General features: G+C 58.3%; 23 protein-coding genes and 1 pseudogene. 14 read left to right on the plus strand and 10 right to left on the minus strand.

Annotated elements, in window-relative coordinates:
* Positions 1 to 517 (plus strand): aminotransferase class V-fold PLP-dependent enzyme (locus ACUVSA_RS14245; protein ID WP_445895321.1); only part of this gene is annotated, 517 nt, incomplete at its 5' end.
* Here the strand turns inward: ACUVSA_RS14245 and ACUVSA_RS14250 are convergent.
* From ACUVSA_RS14250 to ACUVSA_RS14290, 9 genes are all read right to left on the minus strand, one after another.
* Positions 514 to 1,815 carry a M48 family metalloprotease gene (locus tag ACUVSA_RS14250; RefSeq protein ID WP_445895322.1) on the minus strand — a complete coding sequence of 434 codons (1,302 nt, stop codon included), beginning with the start codon at positions 1,813 to 1,815 and terminating at the stop codon, positions 514 to 516. The genes ACUVSA_RS14245 and ACUVSA_RS14250 overlap by 4 nt on opposite strands.
* Positions 1,816 to 2,104: 289 nt before the next feature.
* Positions 2,105 to 3,145, minus strand: a complete 1,041-nt coding sequence (locus tag ACUVSA_RS14255) for a formylglycine-generating enzyme family protein (RefSeq protein ID WP_445895323.1) — start codon at positions 3,143 to 3,145, stop codon at positions 2,105 to 2,107.
* Positions 3,146 to 3,155: 10 nt separating this feature from the next.
* On the minus strand, positions 3,156 to 4,394 hold the full coding sequence (locus ACUVSA_RS14260; protein WP_445891545.1) for an ABC transporter permease: 1,239 nt from the start codon (positions 4,392 to 4,394) through the stop codon (positions 3,156 to 3,158).
* A gap of 3 nt (positions 4,395 to 4,397) precedes the next feature.
* Complete coding sequence (locus ACUVSA_RS14265) at positions 4,398 to 5,630, minus strand: ABC transporter permease (RefSeq protein WP_445891544.1); 1,233 nt, start codon at positions 5,628 to 5,630, stop codon at positions 4,398 to 4,400.
* Between the two features lie 259 nt (positions 5,631 to 5,889).
* Positions 5,890 to 6,576: an ABC transporter ATP-binding protein gene (locus ACUVSA_RS14270; RefSeq protein WP_445891543.1), complete on the minus strand. Its 687-nt coding sequence runs from the start codon at positions 6,574 to 6,576 to the stop codon at positions 5,890 to 5,892.
* Positions 6,577 to 6,771: 195 nt separating this feature from the next.
* A complete protein-coding gene (locus ACUVSA_RS14275; RefSeq protein ID WP_445895324.1) occupies positions 6,772 to 7,974 on the minus strand; it encodes an efflux RND transporter periplasmic adaptor subunit in 1,203 nt (400 codons plus the stop codon).
* Between the two features lie 6 nt (positions 7,975 to 7,980).
* Positions 7,981 to 9,264 carry a TolC family protein gene (locus ACUVSA_RS14280; RefSeq protein ID WP_445895325.1) on the minus strand — a complete coding sequence of 428 codons (1,284 nt, stop codon included), beginning with the start codon at positions 9,262 to 9,264 and terminating at the stop codon, positions 7,981 to 7,983.
* 82 nt (positions 9,265 to 9,346) lie between these two features.
* Positions 9,347 to 10,651 carry a thiamine pyrophosphate-dependent enzyme gene (locus ACUVSA_RS14285; RefSeq protein WP_445895326.1) on the minus strand — a complete coding sequence of 435 codons (1,305 nt, stop codon included), beginning with the start codon at positions 10,649 to 10,651 and terminating at the stop codon, positions 9,347 to 9,349.
* The gene (locus tag ACUVSA_RS14290; protein ID WP_445895327.1) at positions 10,635 to 11,759 is read right to left on the minus strand and encodes a transketolase C-terminal domain-containing protein; all 1,125 of its coding nucleotides are present in this window, start codon (positions 11,757 to 11,759) and stop codon (positions 10,635 to 10,637) included. Before ACUVSA_RS14290 ends, ACUVSA_RS14285 begins: the two co-directional genes overlap by 17 nt.
* 630 nt (positions 11,760 to 12,389) lie before the next feature.
* Between ACUVSA_RS14290 and ACUVSA_RS14295 the strand changes: the two genes are divergently transcribed.
* From ACUVSA_RS14295 to ACUVSA_RS14320, 6 genes are all read left to right on the plus strand, one after another.
* The gene (locus ACUVSA_RS14295) at positions 12,390 to 13,403 is read left to right on the plus strand and encodes an amino acid ABC transporter substrate-binding protein (protein WP_445891538.1); all 1,014 of its coding nucleotides are present in this window, start codon (positions 12,390 to 12,392) and stop codon (positions 13,401 to 13,403) included.
* A 254-nt stretch (positions 13,404 to 13,657) separates the two neighbouring features.
* Complete coding sequence (locus ACUVSA_RS14300) at positions 13,658 to 14,848, plus strand: amino acid ABC transporter permease (RefSeq protein WP_445895328.1); 1,191 nt, start codon at positions 13,658 to 13,660, stop codon at positions 14,846 to 14,848.
* Positions 14,845 to 15,957: an amino acid ABC transporter permease gene (locus ACUVSA_RS14305; RefSeq protein WP_445895329.1), complete on the plus strand. Its 1,113-nt coding sequence runs from the start codon at positions 14,845 to 14,847 to the stop codon at positions 15,955 to 15,957. Before ACUVSA_RS14300 ends, ACUVSA_RS14305 begins: the two co-directional genes overlap by 4 nt.
* A gap of 446 nt (positions 15,958 to 16,403) precedes the next feature.
* Positions 16,404 to 17,174: an amino acid ABC transporter ATP-binding protein gene (locus ACUVSA_RS14310; protein ID WP_445895330.1), complete on the plus strand. Its 771-nt coding sequence runs from the start codon at positions 16,404 to 16,406 to the stop codon at positions 17,172 to 17,174.
* 315 nt (positions 17,175 to 17,489) lie between these two features.
* Positions 17,490 to 18,395 (plus strand): PfkB family carbohydrate kinase, encoded by a 906-nt coding sequence (locus ACUVSA_RS14315; protein WP_445895331.1) that lies wholly within the window; start codon positions 17,490 to 17,492, stop codon positions 18,393 to 18,395.
* 288 nt (positions 18,396 to 18,683) lie between these two features.
* A complete protein-coding gene (locus tag ACUVSA_RS14320; protein WP_445895332.1) occupies positions 18,684 to 19,466 on the plus strand; it encodes a competence/damage-inducible protein A in 783 nt (260 codons plus the stop codon).
* 271 nt (positions 19,467 to 19,737) lie between these two features.
* On the opposite strand, the gene ACUVSA_RS14325 is transcribed toward ACUVSA_RS14320, so the two are convergent.
* Positions 19,738 to 20,793, minus strand: a complete 1,056-nt coding sequence (locus tag ACUVSA_RS14325) for a TIGR00730 family Rossman fold protein (RefSeq protein ID WP_445891532.1) — start codon at positions 20,791 to 20,793, stop codon at positions 19,738 to 19,740.
* 137 nt (positions 20,794 to 20,930) lie between these two features.
* Here ACUVSA_RS14325 and ACUVSA_RS14330 point away from each other — a divergent pair.
* The 7 genes and pseudogenes from ACUVSA_RS14330 to ACUVSA_RS14360 form a co-directional block, all read left to right on the plus strand.
* Positions 20,931 to 21,071, plus strand: a pseudogene (locus ACUVSA_RS14330) (ATP-binding protein); the annotation flags it as partial.
* 142 nt (positions 21,072 to 21,213) lie between these two features.
* Entirely contained in the window at positions 21,214 to 22,443 is a 1,230-nt protein-coding gene (locus tag ACUVSA_RS14335; protein WP_445895338.1) for a hypothetical protein, read from the plus strand.
* Positions 22,356 to 22,928: a hypothetical protein gene (locus ACUVSA_RS14340; RefSeq protein WP_445895333.1), complete on the plus strand. Its 573-nt coding sequence runs from the start codon at positions 22,356 to 22,358 to the stop codon at positions 22,926 to 22,928. The genes ACUVSA_RS14335 and ACUVSA_RS14340 overlap by 88 nt, the downstream gene beginning before the upstream one ends.
* Positions 22,901 to 23,149: a hypothetical protein gene (locus ACUVSA_RS14345; RefSeq protein WP_445895334.1), complete on the plus strand. Its 249-nt coding sequence runs from the start codon at positions 22,901 to 22,903 to the stop codon at positions 23,147 to 23,149. The genes ACUVSA_RS14340 and ACUVSA_RS14345 overlap by 28 nt, the downstream gene beginning before the upstream one ends.
* Positions 23,139 to 24,239, plus strand: a complete 1,101-nt coding sequence (locus ACUVSA_RS14350) for a PAS domain-containing protein (protein WP_445895335.1) — start codon at positions 23,139 to 23,141, stop codon at positions 24,237 to 24,239. Before ACUVSA_RS14345 ends, ACUVSA_RS14350 begins: the two co-directional genes overlap by 11 nt.
* A complete protein-coding gene (locus tag ACUVSA_RS14355) occupies positions 24,127 to 25,002 on the plus strand; it encodes a two-component system sensor histidine kinase NtrB (RefSeq protein ID WP_445895336.1) in 876 nt (291 codons plus the stop codon). The genes ACUVSA_RS14350 and ACUVSA_RS14355 overlap by 113 nt, the downstream gene beginning before the upstream one ends.
* A complete protein-coding gene (locus ACUVSA_RS14360; RefSeq protein ID WP_445895337.1) occupies positions 24,999 to 25,196 on the plus strand; it encodes an ATP-binding protein in 198 nt (65 codons plus the stop codon). The genes ACUVSA_RS14355 and ACUVSA_RS14360 overlap by 4 nt, the downstream gene beginning before the upstream one ends.
* The last annotated feature ends 301 nt before the right edge of the window (positions 25,197 to 25,497 follow it).

Here is a 25,497-nt window from a genome sequence, read left to right on the forward strand (position 1 = left end):
AGCTTCCGGATGGAAATGGCTTTTTGGACCCACGGGTACGGGACTCTTTTATACTTCACCAGCCTTTCGACAAAAACTCGCAGATGTTCTGGTGGGGGCCGAAGCCATGGTGCAAGGCGAAGATTATCTAAATCATACATGGCAGCCGCATCCCAGCGCCCGCCGGTTTGAATACAGCACGTCGCCCACCATTCTCGCGGCGGCTCTGGAGGCCAGCCTTCGCTTCGCCGTGCTTTCGGTGGGCATAGCCAAGATTCAACAAGAAATCTTTCGGCTTCAAGACCTCCTCCTTCAAGGCCTGGATGCGCGACGGTACACTCCCCTCGTCTTTTCCGCACCACACCGGTCGGCCATTCTGTCCGTCCTGTGCCAGAGATCCGCGGAACAGATCATGAAGGAAGCGGCGCATCGCGGCGTGTTTGTTTCGGCTCGATGCGGCTACCTACGCTTGGCTCCTCACTGGTGCACCACGGATGAGGAGATCGACCGGGCCCTGGCCGTCTTGAATTCCCTTTAGCGCAGATATCCCCAGGCCACTAACCTTTGGTAACAGTATTGGGCCATGGGCCCTTTTTGCACTCTCTTTAGGACCGCGTAGTAGGCGCGAGCCGCACGGTCCCTTTGGCCCATGGCTTCCCAGTTTCTGCCCATGTAAAATATGACCGACGGCTGATCGGCGACAATCTTGTTGGCTTCCGTCAACTGCTCCAGGCTTTCCCTGTGATGGCCTTCATGAAACAGGATCACTCCGGCCACATACCGTGCATGGTACAATGTGGGGTAAAGTTCCGCTGCTCGGCGCGCCGATGAAACAGCTTCCCGGCCGTTGCCTGCCGTCTTTTCAGCCATGGCACGGTACACCCAAATGAGGGCTTCCTTGGGCGCCTGAGCGGTCGCTTGGGCAAGGAGCGAGGCGGCACGGACTCCGTTGCCCTTGTTGAGGTTTTCCTTGGCTTCATCCATGAGCGCATACGCTGGGGCCACCTGTCGAAGGTAATGCGTATGCTCTTCGAACGGGGCTTGCCGCAGGGCTTCCGGCGTGCGCAAATCCGGGCCGTATTGTTCCAGCCTCTGGTTAGAAGCCATGATGCGTTCTATGGTTAAAGGATGGCTTGAAAAGAAACTTTCCAAAAGCGAGGGCTGTCTTTTGCCCTCCTCCTGCAACATCGCCATGGTCTGCACAAAGCCTGCAGGGTTGTATTGAGCACGTACCATATAGTCCATGCCCAGCTCGTCCGCCTGTCGCTCCTGATCCCGACTGTATTTCATGAGAACGAGGTTTGCAGCCAGAGCACCCATCTGGGCCAGAAGATCCCCTCCGGCCGTACCGGATGCCTGAAGCACCGAGGCGCCAAGGCCCGTCAGAAGGCCTGCCACCGTTTGTCGCGTGTAAAAAGTGGCATGGTGCATGGCGGACACGTGACCGATTTCATGGGCCAGCACCGCCGCCAGTTGGGCTTCGTTGCGCAGTTTGGTGACCATGCCGCGGCTGATGGAAATCTTGCCGCCCGGTAGGGCATAAGCATTCATTTCCGATGCGTTTACCACGTTGAATTCGTAAGGCATGTTGGGACGATGACTAACGGCCGCCAAACGTTTTCCCACCGTCTGCACATAGTCTTGCAACACGGGGTCCTGAAACAGGCCGTAGGACATTTGTGTGTAGAGCGGGTAAAGTTTCTGGCCCATGGCCACTTCCTGCTGAGGGCTCATCAGCGAAAACTGGCTTTGCTGCGTGACGGGATTTACGGCGCATCCCATGAGCGCCAGCGCGAGAACCCAGAGAAAAACCTTCCGGCTCACTTCTTTTTCCATGGATCCCGTCCTTTCCACGGCCGCCCGGCAGCCTTTTTTCGTTCAGGGATTCGGCCTACGGCGGTCGTTGAGGCTCCAAAGAGTCAGGCCGTGTGAAAGTTCCTTCGATGGAGCTGGCTCCTACCGGTCCGCGTGTCCGTCAGCGCCGAGTTCCTCAAGAGAAACTGCGTTCTTCATGGGCCGCACACACCCTCGAAGTCGCCGAAGCACGCCCCTTCGATACCGGGGCTTCGCTCACCCGATTCGCCTTCAAAGGACTGTGTTCCTGCCGATCGCGCCGCTCGTGGCCTCACTGGCGGATGAGGCGAATCCCCAGGTCTTGGCTTCGCCGATCCGGGCGGCTGAGGGCGTCGCGCTTGGCACAGCGCACATGGTCCGGCCGGCTGTACCAGCTTCCGCCGCGGATTACTCGAGCCGTCACACCAGCGTCCAGTACGGCCGGGTTCTTGGGACCGTGTCTGCGGTAAGCCTGCGGATCGTAACCGTCGGCACACCATTCCCACACATTGCCCAACATATCCTGCAGCCTGTAGGCGTTGGGCCGATACGTTCCCGCCGGGGCCGTAAACACGAAACCGTCATAGCAGTCGTGGACCGTCCAGGATGGAAAATCTTTGGCCGCCGTTCGATCGGCCGCATTGGCATAGGCACATGCCTCGTGGGCATCGTCTCCCCAATAGCGTGCCGCCAATCGCCCGGATCGACACGCGTATTCCCATTGCGCTTCCGTCGGCAGACCAATGGACGCCTGAGCCTTTTCCCCAAGCCACTTGGCCATGGCCAAAGCGTCATTGTACGAGACATGGACCACCGGGTGCGTGTCATCCTGGTAAAAGCCGGGGCGCCTCCAGGAATAGCCACCACGCTTTTCCCACGTGCCCGTATAGACCCAGCTGAAGCCTTCCTTTTCTGCCTCGGTCACATAGCCGGCATCTTCCACAAAGCGGCGAAACTCCCCTCTCGTCACTTCCTTTTGGCCCATCCAAAAGCCGTCCAGGCACACCTCATGACTCGGCCCCTCATCCCGATCCCGACCCTGTTCCGAGGCCTCACTGCCCATGCGAAAGCATCCGCCGGGAATCCAGACAAAAGTCATGCCGGTGATGGGCTCCACCCACTCCTGGCCGTCTTGGCCTTGAAGGATGGGCCTCTGGCGTTCCTCGGAAAAGAGGCGTTTTGCCGCAGTGCTCACGGCCTTTTTAATCGCAGCGCCTTCCGCCATAAATCGAAGCGCCGAATTTCTTAAGAGGTCCGGCGCCTTGGGCCAAAACCACCAGGCCACCACAAGGCCCACAAGAACACAGCACGCAACAAGAAAAAATTTCTTCATGTTCCACAATTCAGCGGGCTTCAGCACGCATGACATCCACCGGCTGAATGGCCAGCGCTTTGCGGGATGGATAAATGCCCGCACCCATGCCCACGACCACCGACGCGCCAAAGGACCCAACCAAACCCGCCCAAGATGTGGCGACGGGATAGCGCAGCCACGTAAAGACCAGCAGGCTGGACAGCACCCCTAGGAGGATTCCCAGGAGCCCTCCCACCAGGGCGATGGCCGACGATTCTGTGAGAAACTGCACAGCGATGTCCCGACGCCTCGCTCCCAGGGCGCGCCGTAGCCCGATTTCCAGGCGCCGTTCATTGACAATGAGAATCATGATGGAAAGAATGCCCATACCCCCGATGGCAAAGGAAACCGCCGCGGCGATGCGCCCCAACAGAGTGATCATGGTCATGGCCTCGCTTTTCAATTGCATCACGTCCCGCATGTCCACCACGGTGAAATCATCCCGCTTGCCGGGTCCGATCCGATGGCGCACGCGCAAAAGGTCCTCGATTTCTCTCTTGACCGGCGACAGCGCCTCCTCTTGGCTCACGCGAACATAGATCGTTCCAATATAGGTCTTGTTGACAAAGCGGTGAAGAAAGGTCTTGAGCGGCATAAAAATCTGGTTGTCTTGGTCGAATCCGGAGGTGTCCGCCCCTTTTTCTTCCATGACGCCGATGACCAGGCACGGCACGCGGCGAATGAGAACGGTGCGGCCCACAGGGTTTTGCCCGGCAAAGAGTTTGGCAGCCACCTTATGCCCCAGGACCACGACCTTGGCCGAGGTTTTTTCGTCATCTGGAGACACAAAACGCCCAAGGCGCGGGTGAAAATTACGAATTGTTGGATAGTTGGGCGTAACCCCCGAGACCATGACATCCTTGAGCACCATTGCTTCGGCCCGAACCACAAAAGCTTTCCTCGAGGAAGGGCTCACGTCTTCCACCCATGGCGTGCCGTGAAGAATGGCAAGGGCATCTTCCCGGGTCAAAGTGGTGGCTTGGGAAATGAGGCGCGTGCGCATGCCGAAAGTGTGCACCGTGCCGCTCTGCACGATGAGCAGGTTTTCTCCAAGGGTTGCCGCTTCCTGGCGGGCTTTTAGCGTCATGGACTGGGAAAGACTGGAGACCGTGACCAGAGAAAAAGTGCCCAAGAAAACGCCCAGCACCGCCAGCACGGTTCGAAGCTTAAAATTGGCCAAGGAACGACGCGCGATTTTGAAGTTGAGCACGATACGGCGAAACTTCATGCCTCAGGATCCCTTCCGCACCGCCTCAATGGGATGCACCGCGGCCGCCTTTCGAGCTGGCTGCAAACCGAACACCACGCCCACCAGTGTGGCCATGAACATGCCCACGACAAAGGCTTTCCAAGAAAAATGCATGGGAAATTGCGCAATGGTTTTCAACAAAGGGCCGCCCAGCACCCCGATGCCAAAACCCAGAACCCCTCCCAATGCTGTCAACGCCACAGCCTCGCACAAGAACTGAAGAAGAATGTCCCGGCGCCTGGCGCCCACGGAACGGCGTATGCCGATTTCCGGAATCCTTTCACTGACGGAGAGCAGAAACAGATTGGCCAAAACGAAACCCGCCACCACCAAGGACAAAAGGCCTGTGATGCCGATGAACACCACGAGGGATCCCGTCAGCGCCACGAGGAACTTGACGATCTCCCTGGGGGACACAATGCGAAAATCGTCCGGCTGGCCTTCTTGCAACTGATGCCGCTTTCTCATGAATTGGCGCACCTCGGCCTCAAAGTGCTCCATGCGCTTTGGATCCACAAACCTTAGGCGGACCGCCTGCACCCGATCCTTTTCGTTAAGGATTTTTTTCATGGCCGTGGTGATAGGCATAACGATGCGATCGTCCAGATTGTGTCCCGGTCCCGTGGATCCGCGCTCTTCCAAAATCCCAACGACCTGCACGACCTGATTGCGAACGAAAATGGACTTGCCCAGGGGATCCTCATCGGGAAACAGCTCCTGAACGATGGTGCGCCCGATCAAGGCCACGTTGCGCATACCTTTGATGTCCTGTTCGGTGAGGTCCCGGCCGTCGGTCACCGGCCACGACCAGCTTCGACTGTAGTCGGCGGTGGCGCCCGTCAGGCTTGTCTGGTGCTTGCGATTGCGATAGGAGACAATCATGCCCCCTCGAGAACTCATGGGCACCACAAGATAGGCCGTGGGAAAAGCCTGCCGAAGAGCTTCCACGTCCTCGAGAGTGATGCTGCGTTCCCGCCGCCCGGTGGCCCGCGCTTCCTCGCTTTCTCCAAAAAGCAGCATGGCATCGGGTCCAAAGCGGTCCACCATGTCGTAGGCCCTTTTGTAAGCGCCTTCCGTAGCCGCCACAATGATGGTGATGGCCCCGACGCCCAAAGCCACGCTGAGGGTGCAAAAGACGGCTCGAAGCCGATAGGCTCGCACCGCCCGCCAGGCATCCGCCAACTGAAACCAAAGACGCGTGATGTTCTCCATCATCCCTAGAGCCTGTCCGAAAAAACCTTCAGGAGGTGCGCCGCAAGCCGCGATGGCTTATCGCGCCTTGCGGCGCTCCGACAGTTTCAAGCCGAAAGGACACGCCCAGATCATTGCCGGACGAGCTCCATAGACTCGCCAGCCTGCTTGCAAGCGGGTCATTAGGAAAGCGCATCTTCGCCGCCACCCCCCGAAGAACAGCCATGACGAGTGTCCCCTTAAAAGCACGCAAAGCCCATGAAGCCTGTTCTCGAGGGTCCTCTCAGAAACTGCGGCTGGTGTCTTCCACCATGAGGCCGTCTCGCATGCGAAGAATTCTTTGGGCGTACGACGCCACGTCCGGGTCGTGGGTCACCACCACGATGGTCGTCCCTTGACCGTTCAAATGGACCAAGAGTTCCATAATGTCCTTGGCTGTTGACGTATCCAAGGCGCCTGTTGGTTCATCGGCCAGGACCAGTCGAGGGGCGTTCATGAGGGCCCGAGCGATGGCCACGCGCTGCTGTTGCCCTCCCGAAAGCTGGCTCGGCTTAAATTGGGCACGGTCTGCCAACCCCACCAAGGACAGCAGCTCAAAGGCCCGTTTTCGGCGCCCGTCCAGTTTGCGGTCCAGATACAGCGTGGGCAGCAGCACGTTTTCCAAGGCCGTGGCGTAGGACAGCAAGTGAAAGCTCTGAAAAATGAATCCGATATGTTCGCTGCGCATGCGAGACAGCTCATCATCGCTCATGTGCGTGACATCCTTGCCCGACAGGATGTAACGGCCTTGGGTGGGCACATCCAGGCATCCCAAAATGTTCATGAGCGTGGTCTTGCCCGATCCCGACGGACCCATAACGGCCACCATTTCGCCGGCTTCTATGGTCAGGCTGACGCCGCGCAGCACCTCCACGCGGACATCACCCATCATGTACGTCTTGCGAACATCATCAAGGAGGCACAGACTCATGCAATCCCCTTATCCTGCGCCGTTATGGACAACAGCGCGCCTCCACCCACCCCCATGTCCGGGCACCCCTGAGCCTTCAGCTTCACAAAGCTTCCTTGGGAAAACCGCACGCCCAAGGCATTGCAGGGACCGCCTTCGTGGACTTGGTTTATCGGCCATGGGCCATGCAGACATGGAGGGTAATCCGCGTTTCGGCTACCGCCTCTGAGAATCTGGGCCGCTTTGGCCTTGAGGCAGAATGATCTTGGTGGCCACCACCTGCCCTTCACTCAGGCCCGAGAGGATTTCCGTCCGACTTTCACCTCGAATCCCCACGCTCACCGGTACCTTTTGCGGCCCCTTTTGGCCTTGGTTCATGAGGTAGACCACTTGGCGGCCCGCTTCGAACTTGACGGCCGCGTTGGGAACTGAGAGCGCATCCGCTTTTTCCGTCAAGAGAATGCGGCAGTACGTGGTCATTTCCGGCCGAAGGTCCAGGGCATCTTTCTGTTGAATTTTCACGATGGCCAAATAATACACGATGTTGTCTCGAGTGATCGGCTGATGGTAGATGTCCTTAATCGTGCCGAAAAAGGTGCGGTCCGGATAGGTGTCCACGGAATATTCCACGGTTTGGCCCACGCGGACTCGGCCCACATCCGTTTCATCCACATAGATCTGCATTTCCAATTGCAAAGGGTCCATGATGACTACCAGGTTGGCCGTCTGCAAGCCGGTGACGATGGTTTCCCCCTGCTGGGCCGCCACTTCCGTCACCACACCGTCAATGGGGGCGTAGATGCGTGTGTAGCTCAGGCGAATCTCGTCCTGTTTGAGCTTGGCTTCGGCTTCGTGCAGCTTGGCTTCGGCCACGGCCTGCTGCGTTTCATATTCTCGGCGCAGCCTTTCCAGTACGGCCTGCGCTGCATCATGTTCCGCTTGCGCGCGGTCCACCGCATCCCGTGTGGTGTAATCCTGTTCGATCAAGGCCTTTTCCCGGCGAAGATTCACCTGAGCCAGCCGAAACCGCGCCTGAGCCTCTCGAATCCTTTGGGGATAGACGCTCATCACTTCCTTCAGCGTGTTTCGCGCCGCCTCCACAGCCGCTCGATCCAGGGCCAAAGTCCTTTGAATTTCGCGATCATCGATGCGTGCAATGAAGTCACCGCGTTTCACGGTGTCGCCGACCCGCACGCGCATCTCGTCAATGACGCCCGTGGCTCGAGACCCCACCTTGATCAGCGCGCCCACTTGGGATTTGATCATGCCCGTGGCCACAAACACCTCGCGAATGGGCGCCTTCTCCACCACCGCCGTTTCCAGAACCTGGATCGCCGCCGGCGCCCGCCATCGGCGATAGCCCAAAACGCCCATCGCCACGAGGCCGAGGACGACCAAGACCACAATCCCTCTTCTCACGTTGCCTCACTCCGCATTCATGAGTTCATCCAGTCTTTCCAAACCCACGGCCCGCTGCAAGTTCACCAAGCTCACATTCCAGTTGCCCAAGGCTTCCTGCAGCCGCACGCGGGCTGCGCCCAAGGCGCTTTCGGCCCGCACCAGCGACAGCACATCGCCTTTCCCCACCCGGTATTCCCCCAGGGCCTGGCGGTAGTTGTGTTCCGCCTGCACAAGAACCGATCGAGCCAAATCCACATTGCGCCGCGCCGTCAGCGCCCTGTCGTAGCGACTGTGACATTCCAAGCGGCCCAGGCGCTGCGCCTCGGAGAGCCGGTCTTGAGCGGCCCTGAGCTGTGCCGAAGCGGCCTTGCGGTCGTAATACTTGCTCAGGCGAAACAGGTTCCAGGAGGCCGTCAGCCCCACACGTTTTTCATCGTTCAGTTTCGCGTAGGCTCCCGTGCCGCCATAGCTCGTGTAACCAGCGTCGGCCGTAAGGCGCGGAAGAAAGGGGGACAAGGTCTTGCGTTCCTGGGCGGCCGCCAAGGCCACGGCCCATTGTGCCAAGCGCACTTCGGGGCGCTGCGTCTCCGTCATTCGCAAAAGGACCTCGCGGTCTTGCAAAACGCCGCCGTATTCCAGGGTGCCCTCAATCTCTTCCGTTTCTTCAAGCGGACGCCCCACCAGGGACCACAAGGTGGCTCGAGCCGTGGACAGCTCCCCTTCAGCACTGTTTTTTTCATATAAGGATTCTTCGTAACGTACCGAGGCTTGCAGCACGTCGGATTTCATGGCCACGCCGAGCCGATAGCGGCCTTGAGCGATTTCCAAATCCTTGCGGGCATCTTCCACTTGCAGGGTCCGTTCCGCCACGATGCGGGACCGCGCCAGCACGAGAAAAAAAGCCTCGGAAACGTCGCGAACCACGTTCAACCGAGCTGCACGCAGGGCCTCTTCCGCCTGAGCCCGTTGCATCGTGGCGGCCGATCGCTCAGAGAACCGAGCGCCTCCATCGAAAAGAAGGTATTCCGCCCCCAAGGACGCTTGGTCACGACGATCCTCAAGGCCTCCTTTGGAAATGTAATCCAGGGACCCCAGCAGGTCCACGGACGGAGCATAAGGGGAAAGGCTGGAACGTTCCAGCGCTCTGCGGGCCTGCAGATCCTGTTCGGCGGCTTTCACTTCGGGGTGCGTGGCTAGAGCGTCCCTCAAGGCGTCTTCCAGGGTCAAGGCCCATGCCACGCCGTTCAGGGGCCAAAACCCGGCCGCCGTCATCCACAGCGCCGCCAAGAAGCCAGGGAGTTTTCTCAAAAAAAGGCTTTTCCGCCGATCATGGCTTTGGGCACAAAGCTTTTTCATGAATTTTCGCATGGCCCTCACAGTCCGCCGGAACTCACGGCCCCGGCACTTCAGCTCCTTGACGCAGCAGGCGCACCGCCCCTTCACGCTGCGACGAGGGCAGCGTGGCTGCGGCGGACGCCACCAGGTCCTCGATGGCAAAAATCCCTGTCCAACGCGCCAGGATGCTCAGGGAGACCATGGCGCGATTTTTTCTTGCGATCTTCATGGATTTGAAATCCACGACCACCGTGCGGCCCGCATGATTGGGAACGGAAACGTCCGCCGCTTGAATCACCAAAGTTCGCTCCGTGAGACGGCTCCATATTTGGGGCGCGCGTTCCACGCCTTCACGGGCCAAAGCCACCACGGCATCAGGCTCTTCAATGCCCGGATAAACAATGGGATCGGGCGACAGCAGCACTTCCGCCACGGAAGGACCCCGCATAACCGTGATGTTGTAATCGTTTTTTTGGGTGACGTGAAGACCCGCACGTACCGCCGTCATGGCCCATAGGTGTCCTGCGGAAAGGACACGCTCTCCGGCGGCCCCCAAAAAAAGGGTGCCGTGGCGCCCAAAAAGGTTCGCCCGCCCCTGCGCCTCGATGCCCTTCCAATCCCACACCACAGGAGAATGTCCCAGGTGTTCGGCATATGCGGATCCATATTCCCGCCTCTCATTGCCGGCCACAACACCGTCCCACACACCCGCTTCGGCCACCATGCCATCCACATCCTTGGGGGACAAGGGATTGGCTTTGAGGTACCGACCGGGACAGAGGCCCCAAACGTCCACCACGGCAAATCCGGAATACCGAAGAGCTTGCGCCATTTTTTCCCAAAGGTCTGGGCTGTAGGCCGAGCGGCGAACCACAAAGGGAGCTCCCGCGGCGGCCACGGTGCGACACACATCCAGGGGAACTTCCAAGGTGTTGAGAAAGCCCGATCCCACGCGCGCCTTCTGAGGGGTGGTGCAAGAGGACTGCCCGCCCGTCATGCCGAAATTAAAATTGTTCAGCACAAGGAGCGTCATGTCCAGGTTGCGGCGGCAGGCGGCCAGCACATGGGCACCTCCGATTCCCATGCCTCCGTCCCCCATGACCACCACCACTGTGGCCTGCGGCTGTGCCAGCTTGATGCCGGTGGCGTAGGTGAGTGCTCGGCCGTGCAATCCGTGAAAGGCGTGGGTGGCAAAGAAGACGTCAAAAAGCCCCGAACAGCCGATATCGCTCACTATCACCACCTCGTGGGGTGACAGATGAAGTTCCCGAAAGGCCTTGTCCAGGGCGCGCAAACTGCGCTCATGAGAACAACCCGGGCAAAAAACCGGAGGGCGGGACGGGTTAAGAAGACTCGGCACGGATCACCTCTTGAACGATTTCTTCAGGGAAAATCATTCGGCCGCACATGAGGCCGAAAAAGCGGACCGGCTTCGGGCACACGACGCGGCGCACTTCGTGAACATATTGACCCAGGTTCGCTTCCACCACCAACACACGGTCAATGGATTCGGCAGCCGCGACCAAAACCTTTTCAGGAACCGGCCACAGGGTTTTGAGGACTAGCAGGCTGACACTACGACCTTGGGCTCGAAGGCGAGAGACCGCCTCGCGGGCCGATCGCGCCGTGATGCCGTACGTGACGAGGAGCGTGGAAGCATCAGGCTGATTGTCCCAGTCATAAAAAGAAAAGGTATCGATCTGGGATTCCACCTTGCGCTGAAGACGCTCCACCAAAGATTGCATGACATCCGGGCTGGTGGTGATGTAGCCCTCGGGCCCGTGCATGGAAGACGTCTGCCGCACGGGCACAGGCCCTCCGATGGGAAGAAACGCCGGCACGCCGTTGGGCCCCGGCGCAAAGGGAAGATAGGGGCCTTCCGTGTGCAGTGTGCGATCGATCACCGCGGGCTTTTCCACCTTTTCCATATCCACGGTTTCCCGCGTCATGGCAATGTCCTTGCTGGACGCCACAAAAACCGGGCAGCGCAGCCGTTCGGCCAGATTAAAAGCGTGAACGGTCAAAGTGAAGCCGTCGGCAGGACAGGTCGGGGCAAGCACCACCACAGGAAGTCCGCCGGAATGTCCCCACCGCATGAAGTGCACGTCTCCATCGGCTCCACGCGTGGCGGCGCCCGTGGAAGGACCCTGGCGCATGACATTGACGATCACGAGTGGAATTTCACTGCCCACGGCAAACGAGATATTTTCACTGTAGAGGCTGATGCCCGGACCCGATGTGGCGGTCATGGCCTTTAAGCCGGCCATGGAAGCTCCAAGGCACGCCCCGATGGAAGCCATTTCATCCTCACCTTGCCACACGATGCCTCCCAGGGGCGGTAAAGCCTCCAGCATTCCGGACAAAATGGTGCTTGCCGGCGTTATGGGGTAGCCCGCAAAAAACCGGCATCCGGCATAAACAGCCCCCCGCACCACGGCTTCATTGCCGTCTATAAAAGTCAAGCCCATGCCTTCACATCCTCATATCTTCGTGGAGCCTGTCCTCAAATGACGATTTGAGGCCGTGTTCGTTGCACGCTGTAGGAGCGCCGCAAGGCGCGATCAGCCGTCGCGGCCGGCGCCGCTTCCTACTGGACGTCTTCTCGGACACCCTCCTTTGAGGCTCTTGGCGAAAAAACATCCCTCAGCCCCGCAAAAAAATCGACCCACTTCTTGCCTGTACAGCCGCTTATATCATAAAGCCTGGGCGCCATGCCATGACCTCAGGGCGAAAAACCATTGAGCCGCAAGGGGATCCCGAGGTATAAAAAATTGGACCCGATACCGCCTGTCTGCTGTTTGTCCACGATCACACATTCCAGGGCCCGTCGCCGAAGCGTGCATTTGAAGAACCCTTTTTCCTGAGCCTTCCTATGCACTACGGGTGCGCCGAGGACTCAAAGAGCATGTGCGAGAATACCTATAGTGGAAGCGGCGCAAGCCGCGATTCGTTATGGCGCCTTGCGGCGATGTTATGGTATCCAACCGAAAGAACGTGGCAGAATCATTGTCGAATAAGCGTTTAAAATGGCCTCGATGTAGGATTGTCCATGGGGAAGGCGGATCTTTTGAAGAAACGCACACAAGAAGGAGGAAAGCATGAAGAGACTCCAAGGGTTTTTCATCGTGGCCTTGCTGTCGGCGTGGACCCTGAGCGCCTCCGCGGGAACCCTGGATGAAGTCAAAGCCAGAGGCTACCTGACCGTCGGGGTCAACGGCCAAGTGTTCGGCTTCAGCATGCCGGACGAAAAGGGTCAATGGAAGGGCTTGGATGTGGATACGGCTCGAGCCATCGCGGCCGCCGTTTTTGGGGATGCAAGCAAGATCAAGTTCGTTCCCTTGACGGCCGTCCAACGGCTACCCGCCTTGCAATCCAAGGAAGTGGACGTGCTGTGCCGCAACACCACCCAGACCCTGCTGCGAGAAACCACCAACGGGCTGAATTTCGCTCACGTCAATTTCTACGACGGCCAGGGGTTTATGGTCCCCAAGAAACTGGGAATCAAAAGCGCCAAAGAACTGAGCGGCGCCACGGTGTGCGTTCTGCCAGGAACCACCACGGAATTGAACGCCGCGGACTTTTTTCGCAAAAACAACCTGCAATGGAAACCCGTGGTCATCGAGCAGAACACCGAACTGAACAAAGCGTTCTTTTCCGGTCGATGCGACGTTCTGACCTCGGATGTGTCCCAACTGGCCGGCCACCGCGCCGTAGCCCCCAATCCTCAAGACTATGTGATTTTGCCGGAAGTCATTTCCAAGGAACCTCTGGCCCCCGTGGTGCGTCATGGGGATGATCAATGGTTCGATATCGTCAACTGGACGGTCATGGCTTTGATTCAGGCCGAAGAATTCGGTATCACGTCCAAAAACGTGGACGAAATGCTCAAGAGTGCGGACCCCGAGATTCAGCGGTTCTTGGGCGTGACTCCGGGTCTGGGGACCGCTCTGGGTCTGGATGACAAGTGGGCCTATAACATCGTCAAACAGGTGGGGAATTACGGAGAAATCTTTGAACGCAATGTGGGCCCTCAAACCCCACTGGCCATGGAACGGGGCCTGAATGCCTTGTGGACCAAGGGCGGGCTTATGTATGCCGCACCTTTCCGTTAAAATATGCTCCTGGGAACGAGCGGCGCAGGGCGCACATGGTTGTCGCGCCCTGCAGCGCTTCTCCGGAGTCACTCCGCCCCGGGCAGGAGCCCTTTTCCTTCATATGCCATGGGGCTCTCTGATGACGGACCTCAAAGGCGTCTTCTCGGCAGCGCGGGCCTTCGGCCCGCATGAACAAAGGGCGAAACGCCCGCGCTTCCGGAAACGTTGACATTCGATCCCATGCGGTGCAACAAATCTGATGGAGGCAACGGTTGCATTCGTCCCCAAAGGCGCCTCGGACATCCCCTTCCAAAGAATCTTTTTGGCTCGACCCGAGAATCCGCGCCGTGCTTTTTCAAGCCCTGGTGCTCGGCGCCGTGGGCCTTTTGGCTTGGTATCTCACGGCCAACACCGTGGCCAATCTGCAACGCCAAAAAATCGCCACGGGATTTGGTTTTCTTCAAAAAGAAGCGGCTTTTGAAATCGGTGAGTCCGTCATCGCCTACAATGCTACGGACACCTATGCTCGAGCCCTTCTGGTGGGAGCTTTGAACACGATCAAAGTGGCCGCCATCGGCATCGCACTCACCGTGGTCTTGGGCACCTTCATCGGCATCGCGCGCCTTTCGTCCAACTGGCTCGTCGCCCGCCTTGCGGCCGTCTACATCGAAGTGATGCAAGATATTCCTGTGCTTCTACAGCTTTTCTTTTGGTACGCCCTTTTTTACGAAATGCTTCCGGGGCCACGTCAGGCTCTGAACCCACTCACAGGCGTCTACGTCTGCAATCGAGGACTCATTGTGCCGTCCTTGGAACCCCATCCGGCATGGCGCTGCATGATTCTTGCGCTGGTCGCGGCCATGGCGGCCTCGTGGCTTCTGCGGTCATGGGCTCGACGCCGCCAAGATCGCACCGGTCGGCCTTTTCCCGTCTTTCGCGTGTCCGTGGTTCTGATCCTGGGGGCACCGTTCGTCACCTGGTGGGGTTTCGGCTTTCCTCGGGCTATCACGTTACCGGAACTGCAAGGGTTTAATTTTTCCGGCGGCAAGACCTTGAGTCCCGAATTTTCCGCTCTTTTGTTGGGCCTGGTCCTTTATACAGCGGCCTTCGTCGCGGAAATCGTGCGAGCCGGCATTCAAGCGGTGGGCAAAGGCCAGCGCGAAGCGGCCATGGCTCTGGGGCTGAGGCCGGCACAGGTGCTTCGGCTGGTCATTCTGCCCCAGGCCCTGCGGGTCATCATTCCTCCACTCACAAGCCAAATGCTCAATTTGACCAAAAACAGCTCCTTGGCCGTGGCCATCGGATACCCGGACTTTGTTTCCGTGGCCAACACCACCATCAATCAGACTGGACAATCCATTGAAGGGGTGGCCATGATCATGGTGGTCTATCTCTTTTTCAGTTTGTCCACTTCCGCCTTCATGAATTGGTACAACAAGAAAGCCAAACTGGTGGAACGATGAGCGGCCCCGAACGAACGATTTCACCGCACCCTTCGCAAGCCCCCGATGAACTCAAGCCGCCCGTGACCGCGGTGGGGCCGCTGGGATGGCTACGCAAGAATCTGTTCAACACGCCTTTCAATGCCATTTTGACATGCCTGACGCTTTTTTTTCTGTGGAAGACCGTTCCACCCCTTTTACGATGGGCCTTTGTGAACGCCCAATGGCTCAGCCCTTCCAGCCTGTGCCGGCAATCGGAAGGAGCCTGCTGGTCGGTGATCAGCCAAAATCTTCGGTTCATTCTCTTCGGCTTTTATCCCTATGAGCAGCAGTGGCGGCCCACGGCGGCCATGATCCTGTTGCTGGGGCTCGTGTTTTTTTCCCGGGACCGCAGGTTTTGGACCAAGGCTTTGGCCTATGCCTGGATTGTGGGCCTGGCAACCATGGGAACGCTGATGGCTGGAGGTCTCTTTGGGCTCACCCCTGTGGAAAGCACGCAATGGGGAGGGCTTCCTTTGACGCTGCTGCTCGCCGTCTTCGGTCTCACCGCGGCCTACCCTCTGGGGGTCCTTCTGGCTCTGGGGCGCCAGTCGCGCCTTCCCGCCGTGAAACTGCTCTGCGTGGTTTATATTGAACTGATTCGAGGCGTCCCCTTGATCAGTCTGCTTTTTATGGCCTCCATCATTTTTCCCCTGTTTCTTCCGGCCGGTATCACTATCAACAAGATCCTACGGGCTCAAGCGGCCATCATTCTTTTTACCGCGGCCTATATCGCCGAAGTGGTTCGCGGAGGACTGCAGGCCATTCCCAAAGGCCAGTACGAAGCGGCGGAATCCCTGGGGCTCAACTACTACCTCACCATGCGCCTGGTGGTGCTTCCCCAGGCCTTGAAAATCGTGATCCCCCCGACGGTGAGCATTTTGATCTCCGCCTTTAAGGACACTTCCCTGGTGGTCATTATCGCGCTCTACGATGTGCTCAAAACAACCCAGACCGTGCTGTCCAATCCGGAATGGATGGGCTTCAGCCGAGAAGCCTATCTCTTCCTCGCCCTACTGTATTTTACGGGATGCTTTTCCATGTCCCACACCAGCCGCCGATTGGAAAAGCAACTGTCCACGGAACATTAGGTGGCGATCGGAGCATGCTGTGCGAGGGCTTTTTCTGGATCTAGGATTTTTGCGCCCTTGTTTTTGAAGGAACGGCCTTTCAGCCGTCCGCGAACCTACGGACCGGCAGCAGCCGGTTCCTCAGAACGGCGCGAACCGCGGGGCGCAGTCTTTTCAAGGCGAATCGGGTGAGCGAACCCCTAGCCTTGGAGAGACGCGCTCCTGCGTGTCCGGAAATCTGGGGACCTCGGGGGACGCGGTCCCTCCGTTGGAACCTCCTGGCCCATATGAACGCCAAGGGAAGGCATGTTCGAACACGTACCGAACAGGCCGTCCCAGAACTCGTTGTTCCGCTTCACTGTCTGGCCATTTTGGCTGGTTTGGGCCTTGGAGGTAAGGCGGGCTCAAATTTGTATTCTCAGACTGGTTTCTGAAGGTTTTTCCAAAAAAGAAAGGATGTTCCGTCCATGGCATACCCAGCCCCTTCACAGTCCTCTCGCGACGCCGCGCCCATGGTGGAAATGATCGATGTGCACAAATGGTTCGGCGAATTCCACGTCCTCCGCGGCATTAACCTGACCGTGCGGGCCAAGGAACGTATTGTCATCTGCGGCCCGTCGGGCTCCGGCAAATCGACCCTTATTCGATGCATCAACCGATTGGAAGAACACCAGAGGGGCCGCATCATCGTGGACGGCATCGAACTGACCCACAACGTCAAGAACATCGAAAGAATCCGTTCCGAGGTGGGCATGGTGTTTCAGCACTTCAATCTGTTTCCCCACCTGACCGTGCTGGATAACCTCACCCTAGGCCCCATCTGGGTGCGTAAGGTTCCACGAAAACAGGCGGAAGAAACGGCCATGTATTACCTGGAAAAAGTCCATATCGCCGATCAGGCGCGCAAGTTTCCCGGGCAACTTTCTGGAGGTCAGCAACAGCGGGTGGCCATCGCTCGAAGCCTGTGCATGAACCCCAAAGTCATGCTCTTTGACGAACCCACGTCGGCCTTGGATCCGGAAATGATCAAGGAAGTGCTGGACGTCATGATTGAGCTGGCTCAAGAAGGCATGACCATGCTTGTGGTCACCCACGAAATGGGCTTCGCTCGAAGTGTCGCCCATCGGGTCTTGTTCATGGACGGCGGCCGTGTGGTGGAAGAAAACACGCCCGAAGAGTTCTTCTCCAACCCCAAGCATGAGCGCACCCGTTTGTTTCTCAGCCAGATTCTCCACTGACCCAAGACTGGACGTCTCCGTCGGCGTGGATAAAGCCATGGCTCATTGGAGAACGGCAATCTTTCCTGAAATCGGGGAACTTCGGGCCGGCTTTGTGCCGGGCCAAAGGGCTGCGTTTTCGCAACATGAAGTTCCGTCGGTTGGGGCTCAGCATGATGCCGGGGCGGCCTTGGGTTCTGAAGCTCGGTGCGCTATGCGCCGGAACCCAGCGGCGTCCTGGTCTTCTGGGCATCACGATGATCCATATCCCTGAATGGAGAAATCTGCGTGGCTTGGGCTGAGGGATCGAAGCATAAAAAGGATTCACACCAGCTCGTGAAAAAACCGCACGACTTATCGTGGGATGTCTTTGGATTGGGGCAGTGTTCTTTGGATTACCTTGGTGTCATTGACCGATTTCCCCAGGCGGACAGCAAGTGTGAATGTCGGGACTTGACCATCCAGGGAGGCGGCCCCGTGGCCACGGCCTTGGTGGCCCTCAGCCGATGGGGAAAACGCTGCCTGATGTGCGGCGTGGTGGGGGACGATCCTTTCGGCGAGGTTATTTTGCATTCGCTGCACAGCGATGGAGTGCATACGGACGGTGTGCTCGTGCGCCCGCAATGCGCATCCCAGTTCGCCTTTATTGCGGCGGAACCCGCCACGGCTCGGCGAACCATTTTTTGGCGGCGTCCGACGGGAGCACCCTTGCACTTCAATGAAGTGCCATGGCAAGAGGTGCACCGAAGTCGTGTGATTCTTACTGACGGCTTCTTCATGGATGCGGCGCTGGCTGTGGCGCGAAAAGCCCGCGCCTGGAACATTCCCGTGGTGGTGGATGCAGGATCCCTTCGAGACGGCATGCTGGATCTAGCGCGGTGGAGCGATCATTTCATTGCCTCCGAACCCTTTGCCAAAAAGCTCATGGGCAGTGGAGACCCGGAAGGGGCGTGCCGAAAACTGGCCGGCCTTGGACCCGAGGTCGTGGGCGTCACCTTGGGAGCGCGCGGAAGCGCCTATAGCTTTCAGGGGCGGTTGGCCTTTCAGGAAGCGTACTCCGTCGACGTTGTGGATACCACCGGATGCGGCGACGTCTTTCACGGGGCCTACGTCTATGGATTGTTGAAAGGATGGGATGTTCGAAAGCGCTTTCAGCGCGCGTCCTGGGCTGCGGCTCAGGTGGCCCGCCGGCTGGGGGGCCGCGCCGGTATCCCTTCATCCCTTGATGAACCGATGCCATAATCTTTGCCCCAAACTGCGAAAAAGGATTATCCTTTGTCCAAGAGCCAGGGCGGGTATGCGCTTCGAGGCTTGTTGCGTTCATATTGAGTTTTTCCGCGCCCATGCTTTGAAGGGACGGTCTTTCAGCCGTGCGCCGATGGCTGGACCTGAAAAATGCGGTCCCTGCGTCCGGACACGTACGGACCCGCAGGAACGCCAAGAGATGCCGTTCTCGGACGGGCGTTGAGGCTTCCTATTGTGCACGCGCGGGCACTGCGCCCGCCAAAAAAAGGGGGGGACGCCGATCGCATGAGCCATGAAAACCGAGTGTACCGACCCGCGGTAATCACTGTGGGCCAGGAAGTACTCTATGGGGAGAGACCCAACGACAACCTGCTGTGGCTCCTTCGGGCCTTTGAGCGCTGTGGGATTCCAGCGGCTGTGGCCATGGTGCTCCCCGATGATGAGGTCGTCATTGCTGAGCATCTCGCCTTTCTCGTGAGCAAAGAACATCACCCCATTTTTGTTTCCGGTGGCATTGGAGGTACCCACGATGATCGCACACGACAGGGAATCGCCCTGGCCTTGCAGCGTCCTTTGGTCAGGCACGCGGAGTGCTTTGAGATCCTCGCACGACGTTATGGCGCGAAATTCACGACCCAAAGGCAAAGGATGGCCTGGCTGCCCCAAGGCGCCCGTCTTATTGCCAATCCCCTTGGAGCCCCAGGGTTTTTCTTGGATTCCGTCTATGCCTTTCCGGGATTTCCCGAAATGCTGCACCCCATGGCCCAGGAAGTGCTCAAAACCCTCTGCCTTACCCAGACCCCACCAGGAAGAAAAACCCTCGAACTGACCTTGAAAATACCTGAAGGAGAGATCGCCGAGGAAGTGGAACGCTTCGCGGCGCAACACCCTTCCGTCGAAATCGGTCTCTATCCCAGCATCACGCCGGAAGGACCCACCGTATGTGTGCGATGCCGAGGATTGAAAGACGCCGCCAACGACTGGGAAGCCGTGCATGGTTTCCTCCAAAAGCTCGAAGCTTTCCACACCGTCGTGGAACCCGTCCATGAAGTGCCGACGCCACTTTAGTCTCCTGTAGAAGAATGCCTTCCCGCGGCGTGCGTATGGGGCGTCTTGTCCGACCAAAGAAAGCCGACCCCTGCCGCTCTGCTTGTCTAGCCATGTCGGTTTCTTTCGGGGCGAGTGCCTCCCAGTGGTCCGCACATTCTCGGGCGCGCAGGAGCGCGACCCTCCGATGCCAGGGGTTCGCTCATCTTCGAGGCACCCGGACGGGGCACCTTGCGGCGCTCCGACAACTTCCAGCCAAAAAGACGCAGCCAGACCATTGTCGGACGCACCCCTAAGCATCGTTGACGGCATCGATGAATTGCCGCAGCCGGCCAAAGTCCTTTCGGTGAAAGTCCACATGGAGATGGGTGAGTCCGGCGCACTCGGGTTCGTCCTTTTCCTCTTCAGGAGGAGGCCCCAAGCGGATGGTTCCCCCGGGTCTCACAAGGTCCTGAAAATCGCGACGCAATCGATCCTCGGCATCCGAGGACAAGGGCTGGGACAGGCGAAGAATAAGGCTGTCTTTTGTGTAACGCAGACTATGGTAGCGGCGGTAGAACCGTCGAATTTCCTCGACGGCCCCTTCCGCGGAAGGAATACGCCGAAAGAGATGAAAATCGTTGGGAGATATGAGCCCTCGACACAGAAGTTCATCCTTGAGAAACTGGGTGAAACGGACCCAATAGGTTCCTTCCGGGGCTTCAAGGAGCACCAGAGGCACGGGATTATGCTTTCCCGTCTGCAGCAGGGTCAAGGCCTCCATGGCCTCGTCGAGTGTGCCGAATCCTCCGGGAAACAAGGCCACCGCATCGGCTTCCTTGAGAAAGGCCACCTTGCGGTTAAAAAAATACTTGTAGGTGATGGACCTCGGTGTCTGATGCACCACCGGGTTCACGCTCTGTTCAAAGGGCAGTCGAATGTTCACACCAAAGGAATGCTCAGGTCCAGCCCCTTCATTGGCCGCCTGCATAATGCCGGGCCCTCCGCCGGTGATGACCATAAAGCCTGAGGCAGCAAGCAAGCGACCGAAATCGCGGGCCATGGCGTACATGGGTTCATGGGGGGCCGTTCGCGCAGAACCAAACACGGTCACTTTCCTTTTGTGCCGATATGGGGCAAAAATCTTGGCCGTAAAACGCATTTCCTTGAGAGTGGTGTTCATGAGCTTGAGGTCCAGGATGGATCGGCACTCTTGTCCCGCCTTGAGAGCCGCCAGAATCATTTCCCGAACCAGGCCCCGGTGCTGGACAACTTCGGCTCGCTCCATGAGTTCCTCGATCAGAGGATCAATGTCTTCGTTGGGTTGATTGAACGACAAGGTGGGTTTCGCCCGTTGCGCTTCTTCCATGAACAATGCATCCTTTCCGCCGATGTGAGCCTTCATAGGGGCGCCTTTTGCCAAGCGAATTTCGCTTACACCCGATCTGTGAACCGGTATAGATGGACGCAGGTTGACCTTGGCCGGCCGAAGATTTGGAGAGGTCCATGATTGATCGGCTAGTTATCGAAAACTTCATGACCCATCAGCAGACCGTCCTGGAACTGCACCCCGGCGTGACGGTCCTCACCGGGCGCAACAATACGGGAAAAAGCGCCATAGTGGAAGCTTTGCGCTGCGTTGCCGAAAACCCAGCCTCGGCGTCGCTCATTCGCCATGGTGCACCCAAGGCCGTGGTGCGCCTGGAATTGGACGACGGATCCTGGATGCAGTGGGAACGCACGGCAGGGTCCGTGGTTGACAAGGCGCTCTGCAGACGGCACAGAAAGCGTGTATGCCAAAGTGGGCCGCGGGACCGTTCCCGAGGATATTCGCGTGCTGCTGCGCCTTCACAGCCTGCCCACGGAAAGGGGACCTGTGGATGTCCATATCGCCCACCAAAAAAGTCCCATCTTTTTGCTGGATCAATCAGGAAGCCAAGCCGCCGCTTTTTTTGCCGCGTCGACGGAAGCGGACTGTCTTCTGGCCATGCAACAGGCCTTAACAGAAAGGACCGCAGAAGCTCAAAGAGAGCGCCGACGCTTGCAGGAAGAAATCCATCAGACGGAAAAGGATTTGGAGGCCTTTGCCCCTTTGCCCGCCCTGGCCCACCACATGAAAGAGGCCGAGAACCTGTATGCGCAGATTGAGGCCATCGGTCGCGCCGTTCCCGCTCTGGAAGCCCTGATCCTGACGGCGGACAACCTGGCACAGCGCCTCCGCTTGTGGACGCAAAATCCTGGCGCCTTCAGCACCTTGAGGCGCCCCCCGACGTGCAGGACACCGTGTCCTTGCAAAAACGTGTGGATCAGCTGGAAAGCGCCCACAGATCCATCCAAAGAACCCGTGCCCTCTCAGCTTCTCTTGCGCCCCTGCACAATCCTCCACCAATCAAGAACACCGCGGCGCTCCATGAACTTCTCCGCCACATGCAAAGGACTCATCGCAGCCTCTCCCCGTACGCAAACCTCCGAGGTGTTGGGCCGGGTGCAAGAACCTCCATCGTTGTCCAATACCACGGCCCTGGCACGATTGGCGGCGCGCCTGGACGAAACCCTTTGGCGCCTTCATGTGGAAAACCAGCGAAAAGAAGCCGCCTCCGCCTTGCAAGCGCCCTCGGCTTTGCGAACCGTGCAGGAACTGACCCAGACCTTGGAAGCCCTCAAAGCACGACTCCACCATCTTCGAACCGCCGCAGCGCAACATCAGGCTCTGGAGCCGCTCCAAGCACCCCCGGAACTTCGTTCTCTTCAGGACTTGCAGCAGAAGCTGGATGCCTTGCAGGTTTTTCACCGGGCGGTATCTACAGTGGAAGCCCGCGCCCAGAGGTTAAAGGTTTTGCAATCCCCGCCGTCTCTTCGCGACCCCAACCCTTTGCAGCAGATCATCGAAACCATGGAGCGGCTTGAGGATCAGAGGAAAACGCCCGCAAAGTGGCCGAGTATGAAACCCATATTCATTTCATCAAGGAAGCCTTGGACAACATCGAGGCTTCGGCGGACTCGGGGGGCAACGGCGTGAACAGGCCCACATCGTCCCCCGTCGCACTGAAGGCTCTGCCGCCGCCCAAATCCTTGCGCGATCGCCCGACGGCGCTTCAATACCGCGCGGAAACTCTGGAAAAGCAGCGCCAGGAAGCGCTCAGGCGCCTTCACGAACTGGAAGCCTTTCTCGCCCTGCAGCCTGGGGCGGCTCAAAGGCTGGAACAGCTGGCCACAGCTTATTTCGGGGATATTCTTCAAGAAGCGGAAAACAACCTTAGCTTTGCGCTGCAGGAGATTCTCGGCCAAAACCTGCGCGTGGTCACTTCCAGGGAAGTCAAATACGGTAAGGTGCATATCCAGTTCGGCATCGAACGGGATGGTCGCCCGGAAGATATCCTGCGAGGGCAGGGCGGATCGGTGTGCAATGTGCTTTCCGTTGGGCTGCGTTCATTGCTTTGTCGCAACTGGACGAAAAAGCGTATCGGCGCTTTTTCGTGCTGGACGAGCAGGACTGCTGGTTGAGGCCCGACCCGGTGCCCCGCCTCATGCACATTGTTCATACCATCGCCCATAAGTTGAAGTTTCAGGTTCTGGTGATCAGTCACCATGACCTGGATCTTTTTCGAGAGCATGCGGATCGCATTTATACGTTGAGGCCGTCGAGCGGCCGGGAATTTTTTATCACCGTAGACCGCTTGGACCCACCTGAGCCCCGGAATGAAAGGTTCACTGATGACGTCTAGTCGCGAAGCGCCTTCTTGTCGAGAAACCGAAATCCACACGCTGCACGCGGCGCTGCTGGAGAGCGAAACCCGCTACCGCTTGGTGATGGAAGCGATTTCCGACGGTATCTGGGATTGGGATGTCCGCACGGACCGCGTCCACTACAGTCCCGCCTACACCCGCATGTTGGGCTTTGAACCTGAAGAATTCTGTGGAAACCTTGCAGAATGGTTGGATCGGATTCATCCGGAAGACCGTGAAAAGGCTTTGCGGGAAAACCGACGCTGCATCGACAACGAAGTGTCGAGGTTTTCCTTAGAATTCCGCATGCGCACCAAATCCGGGGAATGGAAATGGATCCTGGGTCGAGGCATGGCGGTGACCAGGGACGCTTCCGGCAAAGCCCTGCGCATGATCGGGACGCACACCGACATCACGCCCATCAAGGAAGGGGAACGCAGGGAGGCCTTGCAGAAATGGATCGCTGCGCTCCTGTCCACTATGACCCGATTGGACGAACGGCTTCAGCTGATCCTTGCAGGAATCTTGGAAACCGTGCACACGGAATGCGGTGGCATTTATCTTTTGGAGGAAGACAAAAGGGGGCTTCGGCTTGTGCAGCACCATGGATTGTCGGAGGCTTTCGCTCAAGTCGTTCGAACTTACGACGCCCACTCACCGAATCTACGCCTGGTCATGGCCGGCAACCCCTTGTACACTTCTTATGATGCATTGCCTGTGGACAAAACAGAGGAGGATAAGCGGGAAGGGCTCAAAGCCCGCGCCGTGATCCCCATCCACCACGAAGGCCGCGTCGTGGGATGCCTCAACGTGGCTTCTCGAAGCTTGCCTGCCGTTCCGGAAGGTGTGCGAACATTCCTGGAAACGGTGGGTGTGCTGTTGGGCAATGCCTTTGGGGGGCATTCAGGCTCGACAGGCCCTGGAAGAATCCACAAGACAATATGCGGTGCTTTTCGATCCGGCGAGCGATGCGCTTTTGGTCGTTCGCGTGAGCGATCGGCGCATCGTGGACGTCAACCGAGCCGCGTCCACCCTGTTGGGCGACGCTCAAGGGGAGCTTTTGGGGGCCGTCTGGGATGCGGTGATTGACGCTTCTAAGGAAAAAGATTTCGTGGATCGATGCCGCGAGCAACTACTAGAGCGCGACGTGCGCCTCGTGGAGGCATACCTGAGAACCCGAAGCGGCAACACGGTCCCCGTGGAAATCAGCGCTAGGCCGTTGGAAGTGAAAGGAGAAACGTTGCTGTTCATGTTGGCCCGGAATATTTCTGAAAGACTTCGCGCTCAGGAAGAAAAGGAACGGCTCCAGGAGCGACTGCGGCATCTTCAAAAGATGGAATCCATCGGCCGGCTTGCCGGAGGGCTGGCCCATGACTTTAACAACCTGCTGAGCCCGATCCTCGGGTACGCCGACATGTTATCCCGCTGCTTGACGCACAGCAGCCCGCTCAAGAAGCAAGCGGACGCCATTGGCACCGCCGCCCTCAAAGCCAAGGACCTGGTGGACCAACTCCTCGCTTTCAGTCGGGGCCATGAGGCCGCTTTTCACATTTTCGACCTGCCGGACAAGATCAGGAAATTTCAGGACACCTTGGCGGCCACTCTGCCGCTGCATATCGATTTTCGACTCACCCTTCCTTCGAAGCCTCTGTGGATCAAAGCCGATCCCGGCCAGATCGAACGTCTGCTCCTCAACTTAACCGCCAACGCTCAAGAAGCCATGCCGGACGGCGGAACCCTTTCTATCCTTGTGGAACAACGCACCTTTCTTCACGAAAACGACATATCGGCCGCCGATCTCAAACCAGGCACCTACGCCGTCATGACGGTGGCGACACCGGCACGGGCATGAACCAAGAGACCCTCAAGAAAGTCTTCAGGCCTTCTTTCACCACAAAGCCCATCGGTAAAGGCCCAGGACTCGGGCTTTCTATCGTCTACGGCATTGTGAAAAATCATCAGGGCAAAATTTCAGCCAGCTCCATTCCCGGCATCGGGACAGCATTTGAGATCTCTCTGCCCATCAGCCCGCCCCCAGTGGCCTGAGTTTCGCTTGCGAGAACGGTTTCCCCGCTCCTTTCGGCTCGATACTGTAGGAGCGCCGCCAGGCGCGATCTCCTCATGGACCCGAATAGCAAGAGAACCCGCGCGGGACTGGGGTCGCGGCTTGCGCCGCTCCTCCTCACACTTTGGAGGGACGGCCTCCTGGCCGTCCGCGAAGCAGCGCAACCGTAAGATTTGGTCGCTCCCCATAACACGGACCACCAGACCCCGTCCCTCCCATTTTTTCTCTAGTCCAAGGCGCGGCGGTCGGCCATATCGAAGAGTTTGCGTTCCCTCGGGCCCA

Source organism: Desulfosoma sp. (assembly GCF_052743555.1).